Source organism: Pseudomonas sp. SWRI22 (assembly GCF_014268395.2).
GTDB lineage: Bacteria > Pseudomonadota > Gammaproteobacteria > Pseudomonadales > Pseudomonadaceae > Aquipseudomonas > Aquipseudomonas paracarnis.
The window spans coordinates 735355-746255 of sequence record NZ_JABWQK020000001.1 but is presented as its reverse complement, the minus strand read 5'-3'; the positions used below and the strand labels follow the sequence as shown (position 1 = coordinate 746255).

Sequence of the window (10901 nt, the reverse complement as noted above, 5' to 3'; positions counted from 1 at the left end):
TGGACTAGGCCAGGCCGCAATCATGCATCATACGTGTTACTGCCAAACGACAGTCATACGTAGAAACAGTTACTTCAACACAGCCAGGGCGGCGTCGTAGTTTGGCTCTTCAGCAATTTCCTTGACCAACTCGCTGTGCAGCACGTTGTCGTTTTCATCCAGCACCACGACAGCGCGAGCGGTAAGGCCCTGCAGCGGGCCGTCAGCGATGGAAACACCATAGTCAACGGCGAAGTCGGCATTGCGGAAATCCGACAGGCTCTTAACGTTTTCCAGGCCTTCGGAGCCACAGAAACGCGCTTGGGCGAATGGCAGGTCGGAGGAGATGCACAGGACCACGGTGTTGGCCACATCGTTGGCCTGGGCATTGAACTTGCGCACGGAAGTGGCGCAGGTTGGGGTATCAACGCTTGGGAAGATGTTCAGCACTTTGCGCTTGCCGGCAAAGGTAGCCAGGGTGGCGTTGGACAGGTCGCCGGCGGTCAGGGTGAAGTCTGCAGCTTTGGCGCCGACTTTCGGCAGTTCGCCTTCAACCTGGACCGGGTTGCCTTTAAGGGTGACTTGAGCCATGAACGGAATCCTTATGCTGGTTTTTGGTTAAACAAATTCGAGAGGCGGAAGTTAACCACAAAGTGCCGACGCTACCTACCGCCAGACACAAATTGTCATGTCGTCAGGTTGTGGTTTAATTGCGCGCTTTTCGCCCGCCCTTCAAGGAAACCGTCGTCGATGAATCAGCCTGTCACCAAAGTCCTGGTCATTGGTTACGTCTGGCCGGAGCCCCGCTCCTCGGCCGCGGGCGGGCATATGATGCAAATCCTTGAGAGCTTTCTTACGCAAGGTTGGGACATTACCTTCAGCAGCCCGGCCACCATTGGCGAGCACAAGGCCGACTTGCCGGCACTCGGGATCGCCGAACGCACCATCGAACTGAATAACAGCAGTTTCGACGACTTTATTCGCGAACTGGCCCCGGATATCGTGCTGTTCGACCGTTTCATGATGGAAGAGCAATTCGGCTGGCGCGTAGAACAATGCTGCCCCGACGCCCTGCGCGTGCTGGAAACCTCCGACCTGCAAAGCCTGCGCGACGCCCGTCACCAGCGGCTCAAAGAGCAGGTGAAAGCCCAACCCGACAGCGACGACTTCAGCGCCCTGTTCGCGCCGGCGCTGGAAGACGAGTTCCAACGCATGGCCGACACCGACCTGGCCAAACGCGAAATCGCCGCCATTTACCGCTGTGACATCAGCTTGATGATCTCCGACGTGGAAATCCGCCTGCTCACCGAACAGTTCAAGGTGCCTGCCGCCCTGCTCCACTGGTGCCCCTTGATGCTGCAACCGCCCACCGACGCATTTGCGCCCTTTGAAGACCGTGCGCATTTCCTCAGCATCGGTAACTTCCGCCACGCGCCCAATTGGGATGCGGTGCTGTGGATGAAGCACCGCCTGTGGCCACTGATCCGCCAACAACTGCCAGGCGCCCAATTGCATATCTACGGCGCCTACACCCCGCCCAAGGCCACCGCCCTGCACAATCAGGCCCAGGGTTTCCATGTAATGAACTGGGCCGAAGATGCGCTGCAAGTCATGACCGCCGCGCGCATCTGCCTGGCACCGTTGCGCTTTGGCGCGGGCATCAAGGGCAAGTTGGTCGACGCCATGCTGTGCGGCACGCCCAGTGTCACGACCCCAATCGGCGCCGAGGCCATGGGCGATGACCAGCCCTGGCCAGGCGTGATTGCACAGGATGCCCCGGCCCTGGCTGCCGCTGCCGTGGCCCTTTATCAGGACCGTGAGCGCTGGACCCGCGCCCAGGAACACGGGCGCCAACTGCTGGCCCGGCGCTATGACCAGAACATCCACGGGGCCGCCTTGGTGGAATGCCTGGAACGCTGTCGCCGCGACCTCGCTGCCCATCGCCGGGACAACTTCACCGGCAGCATGCTGCGCCACCACGCGCATAAAAGTACCCAATATATGTCCCAGTGGATCGAGGCGAAAAACCGCACCCTGTAAACACTGCTGCTGGCGAGGACGTGCGTGACGGGGCATTATCCTACGCAGCGATCACAATAAAGCGACGGCAGCATGACCCGAGCAACGCGCATTACTGACCCTTCCTACGAGTTGATGGACGACCACAACGGCCTGTCCATCATCTATCGCCAACACGGCTTCCCCTGCCCGCTGGTGCGCTGGCACTTCCACAAGGAATATGAGCTGCACCTGATCGTCGCCAGCTCCGGCAAGGTGTTTATCGGTGACTACATCGGCAACTTCTACCCCGAAAGCCTGTTCCTCACCGGCCCCAACCTGCCCCATAACTGGATCAGCCAGGTGGAAGAAGACGAAGTGGTGCCCAAGCGTGACATGCTGGTGAACTTCACCGATGACCTGTTCGAGAGCGGCAGCCATATTTTTGCTGAACTCAAGAACCTCGCACCGCTGCTGGAGCGCGCGCAGTACGGCATCGAATTTCGCTGCAAAAAAACCATCACCCAGGCCATGACCTTGATGCAACACATCGAGGACGCCAAGGGCATGGCGCGCCTGGGGCAGTTTTTTATCTTGCTGGACGTGTTGAGCGTGTGCGAGGACTACCAATTGCTGTCCGGCGTAACCACGCCGCAATTGGCCGACGAGCACAGCATAGACCGCACCAACCGGGCAGTGGATTACATCTTTGCACATTACGCCCGCGAGCTGCCGCTGGAAGAAGTGGCGCAATACCTGGGGATGAAGCCGACCTACTTCTCGCGGGTGTTCAAGCAGGCGACCGGTCGCACCTTTATCGAATTCGTCAACCGGCTGCGCATCAGCAAGTCCTGCGAATTACTCGCGGACGGTGACAAGGCCGTCACGGATGTGTGCTTTGAGTCAGGCTTCAACAATATCTCCAACTTCAACCGACGCTTTCAGCAACTCAAGGGCATGACCCCTTCCCACTATCGACGGTTGGCGATGCAGCGGTTGACGGAGCAGAACCTGATGCCGGTAGACACCTCGCACTTCAGTTAAAAAACCGCAAGCTGGCCATCTGGCGAACGCTCTCACGCCTCTCCCGATCACATCCCGTAATAGCTGGGGCGGAACGCCTCCCTGTGTATGACCAAAAAGCTACAAGTCAGTTGCTGACCACGCGCTTTCTTATCGTACCCATGAGGCCCCCATGAGCATTATTGCAACGCACTCGCCCTTACCCACCCCGCCCCGAAATTTGCCTCCATCCCCTGCAACAGTGGGCGCACAAACCAGCCTGATTCGGACCCCACGCAGCCCATCGGCCGGTGTAGTGACCCTGGACGGCCGAAAAACAGCCGAGCCGTTGGTGAGTCAGGCTGACGCGGACATGGCAGATAAACTCGCCACCGCTTTGATGGAGGAGGTCAATGTACACGCTACCAGCCGTTACATGCCGTCTTCCTTCGGCACAGTCCATGACATTCCAACTCACTCAACATTCGGGCAGCTTTGGTCACAGCTGACGCACGCACTCAAAAACGAGCCGTTCGCGACGTTTGCGAAGAATAACAACATCAACCTTTCAAACCTGAAACTAACGCCGTCCGGATTTCTGGATGGCACCATTAACGGCAAACGCAGCAGTTTTTCCAAATACGACGATGGCTTCGAGGAAGCCGCTGTCAACGTCTTCAAGGCTGTGCGCAAACTCTCTACGAACAACGTCCCGATTCTGTATATCGGCGAACACACCGCCACCACCCATGCCGTCGGTGCTTTTTACGCCATGAGGGTTCCGACGACGAAGGCCGAAGCACTGGAGCAAATCCGGGTGTTGCAGGACATCAAGACATTCCCATCGCTACTTGCTCCTGAAGGCAATGCTGCGCGGCCCCACCGACAGGACGTTCAGCACGTCAGGCATATGCGGGATGAAGCCATACAGAACCTTGCGCTGCAGGTCATGCTTGAGCCTGGCAAGTTCCCCCAGGCACAACGCCCGGACGTCGTGCAGCCGACGGCGCCGCCCGGCAGCGCAGAACCGGCCACCACACCGATCGGAACCTCGAGCGCCACCACTGACCCCGTCGCAGATATTGCCCGTCGCCAGTTTGCCGGTGAGCCCAACGTTTACTCGGTGGTCGCTCGAGTGCTCAGCGACAGGCTGAAGGAAGCCTCTCCAGGGCTGGATTTCGACATCAACCAGATTGCCATTGAAACGCCCGATCCGGACAATCCCTCCAAACCCAAGCGCACACAATTGATGGCACTTGCCTTCGACTACCTGACTGGCGGTGACGCCCCAGACTTCCTCGATTCCGCCAGGGCGTTTGACACGCGTCCCGATCGACTGGCACGCACGGGCACCGCTGCCGACACTCCGCTAGACCTCGACTTTTCAGCTCTGAGCGGCGTCATGGGTGCGCTGCCGGACCGACTGAACCAAGCCTATGAGGCAAATTTGCGTGAGTACTGGGCCAAACCTGCGTTCAACACGGGCATTGATACCGGTGCCGTTTTCAGCGGTAGTCACCGGACGTTGGTAAGCCGCATTCTGAAAAGCAACCTGCAGCTGGCCAGCCTTAAACAATCCGGCCTGGATGATGAACAGCGCAAGACCATCGACATGGTCGTGAGGCATCCCGAAGGCGCCACGCGCCCCGCCCCACTTGACCCCAACTCATCGGGCGCCACCGTCTACAGCCTGGCCGACTCCACACCGAACATGGTGGTTCATCGCTATCTGGCGCAAGCCAATCGCGACATCCTGCTGCTGGTGGAGCCCAGCGGCAAAATCACTCCATTCAACAGTTGGGATGAGCTCGAAAGCCTGGGCGGTCCAAAGGAAGAGATGACCGGCAACCTGTTCGATGGCCAGGTCGACGTCCTCATCAATCGGCATCTAGGCAGCAGTCTGATTTCCCCTGCCTCCCCACGTGGCCCGGACAGTTCGGTGCAGGAGCCGCCCACACTGCCCGACTGGATGAGCAACGCAGGCGAGGCCGAGCGTTTCATCATGCATGAACTCAGCCTGGGACTGGCCAGCTTCAACCAACTGAACGAAGGCCGCAGCTACAACAGCGATATCAAGGACATCCACACGTTCGCCCAGCAGCAATTCGACTTTTTGCCCAGAAGCAAAAAACTCACGGCGCACCCCGCGGCTAAACTCGAGGTGGTCTTCAAAGTCCCTTATGGGGCACAGGGTACCGCCGGGGAAATCGTCCGCCAGACCATGAGCCTGACAGACATGCTCCTCAATAACTTGTCAGGATTACCCAGCGGCCAGATTGAGGTCTTTTACAATACAGGGCTCAAGCATAAAGGCTCTGACTTCAAAGTCAGGGTGCCGGAGCTGGAGAAAGAAGGCGTACTCAAGCAGTTGGTCGACGACCTTGATATCGGCAAAACCTACCCTGACTTGCTGAGGAAAAAACTGCTTGACGACCCAACCGAAAAAGCCCGGCGCCAGGCACTGTTCGCTCAGCAGGTACCGCTGGAGCTGCAGTTCAAGGCGCTGGAACTGAGCATCAAGGCAGAGTCCGGTTTCAACACCACCGGTTTTCGCTACGTCCAGGAGCTATTCAAGTCAGGCCCTGGCCCCAGGATCGTTGATGGCCAGGAAATCGTGATCCGACCGCTGGCGTTCGATAACCGGGCCAATGGGAAAACCGATGTGGTCGAAGGCGCCTATCTGATCGAACCCAAGAACGGCACGAACAGCCCGCACATCCTGTACCGCCCCCTGATGGGCGATGCGTCGTTAATGCAGTTTCCAACCCGCCAGGCGCTGCTGGAAGCCATACAGAACAAAGGCAAGCTGCAAAATGACATCCTCGCCTGGTTGCCTGACGAACAGACCCGCAACACCTACAGTGGCAACGGTTTCAAACATCCAAACCTGGTGATATTCGGTTTAAACCTGGGCTCTGTCCCGATGAACAAAACTATTCCCTTGGCCATGGATACCCGCCTGCAACAGACGCTGCAGGCGGGAACATTGATAAACCACCTGTACGAAGCCAACGCCCGCAACTTGATCACGCTGGCCGGACAGCAGTCGACAGCCGACGCACAAAGTCGCTGGGCGAGCCTCAAGGAAGGCGGTTTCCTGTTGCTCAATTCTGTCCTGCCAGTATTGCGCGGGCCCGGTGCCATGCTCGGCTTGATGATGCAGTCCCAGGGCATAATCAATGACCTGGGCGTCCTGCTCGATGATGACGCGCAAAATAAAGAGGCGGCCCTGACGGACCTGCTGGTCAACCTGACGACGTTGCTCGCCCAGTTCAAGGAGCGCTCATGGTCGGAGCCTTCAGCCGTCACCTCAAACAGGCCGGCAACCAACACCAGCGTATTGATCGACGGCGATGCACGCCTTACCCCGCCGCCACAACGCTTTCGAATGGGAGGCCCGCTGGAAAAGATCACACCTGTGGACGGTGAGATCCAGACCAATGTAGATACTTACAATCGTAAAGGTGAGGAAGTTAAACGCTTGAATATCATCGGTCACGCGGCCAAGCCTGAAGGTGAGCAAGGAGCGCTGATTGTCGGGGAGAATGACAAAGTCTTTACGGCTGAAGATATCAACAATGAGCTTTTCGCCCGTGGCATTGACATCAGGAATTACCCGGAAGTGCGTTTGCTGGTCTGTTACTCCGCCAAGGGCGGTGATAACTCGCTGGCATCACAACTGCACGCGCTGACTGGCGTGCCGGTCAAAGGTTATGAAGGCCCAGTGGACGTGAGTTACACATCTGGTACGGGCATAGAACCTGAGGATATCTACAAAACTGCCCTTGCAAAATACAAGGCAAAGTACCCAAGATTTTCTAAAGCCGACATTATCGAATTGGCAGAGATGGAGTTAAACAAACAACTGAAAGACGTTGATATATTTACCCACGTGGAAAAACAGAGTGGCAAAAAAGTAAATGTTAACTGGGGCACTATCAAAGAACCTCTTTGGGAGGAGATCGAAGTCGATTACCGGCCCAAGCGCTTCGGCTCGTCCAAGAAACGAACAAGTGCGGCCCCTGCCGAAATTCAAAGCCCCTCGAAAGAACTCAACGCCCTGGGTGAGTACAAGGATTTCAAGGATCTACCCGAGCCTGAAAAAATTAAAAACAGTATTGCCTTTACCCCCTCTGAAGACCGCCAGTATGAGTACTTCCTGGATCGACCAGCGGGCAGTAATGAAATCCGATTAAACATCATTGGGCATGGCGACAAAGGTGGAGTGACCTTCAAAAGCGACTTGAAAAATGCGCAGTCTTATTCACCCGAAGCGTTCGCTGGACTGATCGCGCCCATGCTGGAAAAAACCAGCGCTACCCAAATCAGAATGATCAGTAGTAAATCCGGCAGTACAGGTTTCGCTGAAGAGTTATCCAAACGCTTGAACGTTCCCGTGAAGGCCCCCGTCGGTACTGTCACACAATTCGAAGTCATGAAGGACAGGTACTGGATTTTGGAAAAGCTCCCCAACCCACGTCGCCCCCATGACCATGAGTGGAAAATCTTTACTCCCCCCGCCTCCGCCAGCTCGCGAGCTTTGAGGTTATGAGCCCGCGCGCAGGGCGGCGCACCGGGTGACTGAGCAGAGCCTGGCTTGAGCAGGCGCCCACTCGTCTGAACTGGTAGATGTGACAGTTCCCTGGATCACGGCGATTGTGAACTCTGGCTCTGTGAATAGTCCATTGGAGCCCCGTCATGAAGAAAACAGCCACCCCTCGTGCAATCAATGAGTTCAGCCGCTTTGAAATACCCGGAGAGACCTTCGGCTGGACCGGCGAAGGCCAGATACATATCGACAATTACGACAAACAAAGTCGCTGGTTCTCGACATCGGTCAATAGAGACTGGGGCAAAGCGCTGACCGGGGCCGCCGACGTTGAAGTGGTCATCAGGCTGCGCGGCGAACAAGCCGGTGAAACACTCATCGCCGCTCATCCGGAAGGAACAGGACGGCTCAACGACATATCAGTCGAAAAGCCAAGCCTTTATCGGTTCTACATCAGGTCCACGGCGACTGGCGAGGTGTGGGTAAGCTTCAAATTTGACTCCAACCGGAAAATGGTGATCGAGAGCATCAGCGTGCTGGGGCCCGTTCGAAAAAAAACCACTAAAGCACCCATACACCCCTGACGGTCTGTTCACCACGCAAACTGGGCGAGCAATTTGCTCAGCAGGCCAATACGGCGCAAGGCATTCTGCGCTCCGGAGCCAACGAGCCGGTCGAACTCAATGCGGTATGCCAGAACGGTAGCTGGTATGCCTATGACGCGAAAGCACAGGCAGGTTATGGGCCTGTGCTGGAAGGCTTTGTATCGGATACATCGTCAGCCGTTTGGCTGGGGAGTGCCTATAAATAGCAAATAGGCATTACACCTCTTCGGGTGCCTGATCCGCGCTCGAAGATTCTCAGTGCAAAAAAGTATCAGTCCCAGTGCTCCCAAGGATTTGTCACCGCCGCTTTTGAAGGCTGTAATCAACGCACACTCTTCCTGACTCCTTGTAGGAAGACACAACAACAATAACCGTCCTTCTGTAGCCCCCTGGGCGCGGAAATGGAGTGCGCGATGAAGTTCACAGTAAAAACTCTGCTTGCCTGTTCTTGCATGACTGCATGCATGACCCTCAGCGCCGTCAGCCTTGGCGCGCAAACCCTGACCATTGCCACCGTCAACAACAGCGACATGATCCGCATGCAGAAGCTCTCGAAAACCTTCGAGGCCGAGCACCCGGAGATCAAGCTGAACTGGGTGGTGCTCGAAGAAAACGTGTTGCGCCAACGGCTGACTACCGACATCGCTACCCAGGGCGGGCAGTTTGATGTATTGACCATCGGCATGTACGAAGCCGCACTGTGGGGCGCCAAGGGTTGGCTGGAGCCGATGAAAGACCTGCCGGCTTCCTATGACCTTGATGACGTGTTCCCTTCGGTGCGTGACGGTTTGTCCGTCAAAGGCTCCTTGTATGCCCTGCCGTTCTACGCCGAAAGCTCGATCACCTATTACCGCACCGACCTGTTCAAGGACGCTGGGCTGAGTATGCCCGAGCACCCGACCTGGAGCCAGATCGGCGAATTCGCTACCAAGCTCACCGACAAATCCAAAGAGCAATACGGCCTGTGCCTGCGCGGCAAAGCCGGTTGGGGTGAGAACATGGCGCTGATCACCACACTGGCCAACGGCTTCGGCGCGCGCTGGTTCGATGAGAAGTGGCAGCCGGAATTCAACGGCCCCGAGTGGAAGAACGCGCTGAACTTCTACGTCGACAACATGAAGAAATCCGGCCCGCCGGGTGCTTCCAGCAACGGCTTCAACGAGAACCTGGCACTGTTCAACAGCGGCAAGTGCGCGATCTGGGTGGATGCCAGCGTGGCGGGCTCGTTTGTTACCGACAAGAGCCAGAGCAAGGTCGCCGAGCATGTCGGCTTCACGTTTGCGCCCCACGAGAAGACCGACAAGGGCACGTCATGGCTGTATTCCTGGAGCCTGGCGATCCCGACCAGCTCCAAAGCCAAGGACGCCGCCAAGGTATTCACCAGTTGGGCCACCTCCAAGGAATACGGCCAACTTGTGGCCAAGACCGATGGCATCGCCAACGTACCACCGGGCACACGCACCTCGACCTACAGCGAGGAGTACATGAAGGCCGCACCGTTCGCCAAGGTGACGCTGGAATCGCTGAAAGTGGCCGACCCCACCAAGCCGACCGAAAAACCGGTGCCGTATATCGGTATCCAGTTGGTGACCATTCCTGAATTCCAGGCGATTGGTACCCAGGTGGGCAAGTTCTTCTCGGGTGCGCTGACCGGTCAGCAGACCGTCGAGGCTGCATTGACCGCCGCGCAGACCACCACCGAGCGGGAAATGAAGCGGGCTGGTTACCCCAAGTAACCCCATAGCCTGTAGGAGCGAGCTTGCTCGCGAAGCTATTCCAAGCACATCGCGGTGTCGGATGTACCTTTTTCGCGAGCAAGCTCGCTCCTACAGGGCTTTTGCGCACCTGTCTCTATCTGGCCTTGATTATCATGAATACACCCACCAAAAACCGCCTGGCCAACCCCGGCTGGTTTCTCGTCAGCCCCTCGGTGGCCTTGCTGCTGCTGTGGATGATCGTGCCGCTGGGCATGACCCTGTACTTTTCGCTGATCCGCTACAACCTGCTCTACCCCGGCGAAAACCAGTTCGTGGGGCTGGAAAACTTCAGCTACTTCATCACCGACTCGGGGTTCCTGCCTGGCGCCACCAATACCCTATTGCTGGTAGGCAGCGTATTGCTGATCAGCGTGGTGTTCGGCGTGTTGATCAGTGCGTTGCTAGAGGCCAGTGAGTTCCTGGGGCGCGGCATCGTGAGGGTGATGCTGATTTCGCCGTTCTTCATCATGCCCACCGTCGGCGCGTTGATCTGGAAGAACCTGATTTTCCACCCGGTGTCGGGGATTCTCGCCGCGGTGTGGAAGTTCTTCGGCGCCGAACCGGTGGACTGGCTGGCGCATTACCCGCTGCTGTCGATCATCATCATTGTGTCGTGGCAATGGCTGCCCTTTGCGATCCTGCTGCTGATGACCGCGATGCAGTCGCTAGACCAAGAGCAAAAGGAAGCGGCACGCCTGGACGGTGCCGGCGCCATTGCGATTTTCTGGCACCTGACCCTGCCCCACCTGGCCCGCCCGATTGCCGTGGTGGTGATGATCGAAACCATCTTCCTGCTCTCGGTATTCGCCGAAATCTTCACCACCACCAACGGTGGCCCCGGCTACGCCTCGACCAACCTCGCCTACCTGATCTACAACCAGGCGCTGGTGCAGTTCGACGTGGGCATGGCCTCCGCCGGCGGCTTGATTGCCGTGGTCATCGCCAATATCGCGGCGATCATCCTGGTGCGGATGATCGGCAAAAACCTGACTGACAAACCTTGAGGGCCGC

7 protein-coding genes are annotated in these 10901 nt (G+C 57.4%); 6 read left to right on the top strand and 1 reads right to left on the bottom strand.

The annotated features are described in order from the left end of the window. Nucleotides 1-69: 69 nt before the first annotated feature. Complete coding sequence (gene tpx / locus HU730_RS03140) at nucleotides 70-570, bottom strand: thiol peroxidase (RefSeq protein ID WP_186526807.1); 501 nt, start codon at nucleotides 568-570, stop codon at nucleotides 70-72. Between the two features lie 159 nt (nucleotides 571-729). Here tpx and HU730_RS03135 point away from each other — a divergent pair, with 159 nt between their 5' ends. The 6 genes from HU730_RS03135 to HU730_RS03110 all read left to right on the top strand — a co-directional run bounded on the left by HU730_RS03135 (nucleotide 730) and on the right by HU730_RS03110 (nucleotide 10894). Then, nucleotides 730-2019: a glycosyltransferase gene (locus HU730_RS03135; protein ID WP_186526808.1), complete on the top strand. Its 1290-nt coding sequence runs from the start codon at nucleotides 730-732 to the stop codon at nucleotides 2017-2019. A gap of 72 nt (nucleotides 2020-2091) precedes the next feature. Then, nucleotides 2092-3021, top strand: a complete 930-nt coding sequence (locus HU730_RS03130; protein WP_034127646.1) for an AraC family transcriptional regulator — start codon at nucleotides 2092-2094, stop codon at nucleotides 3019-3021. Nucleotides 3022-3352: 331 nt separating this feature from the next. Further along, the gene (locus HU730_RS03125) at nucleotides 3353-7531 is read left to right on the top strand and encodes a DUF6543 domain-containing protein (RefSeq protein ID WP_186526809.1); all 4179 of its coding nucleotides are present in this window, start codon (nucleotides 3353-3355) and stop codon (nucleotides 7529-7531) included. 146 nt (nucleotides 7532-7677) lie between these two features. Beyond that, nucleotides 7678-8112, top strand: coding sequence for a hypothetical protein (locus HU730_RS03120; protein ID WP_034127648.1), 435 nt, complete (start codon nucleotides 7678-7680; stop codon nucleotides 8110-8112). Nucleotides 8113-8546: 434 nt separating this feature from the next. Next, the gene (locus HU730_RS03115) at nucleotides 8547-9869 is read left to right on the top strand and encodes a sugar ABC transporter substrate-binding protein (RefSeq protein ID WP_186526810.1); all 1323 of its coding nucleotides are present in this window, start codon (nucleotides 8547-8549) and stop codon (nucleotides 9867-9869) included. A 134-nt stretch (nucleotides 9870-10003) separates the two neighbouring features. Continuing rightward, entirely contained in the window at nucleotides 10004-10894 is an 891-nt protein-coding gene (locus tag HU730_RS03110; RefSeq protein WP_014718700.1) for a sugar ABC transporter permease, read from the top strand. The last annotated feature ends 7 nt before the right edge of the window (nucleotides 10895-10901 follow it).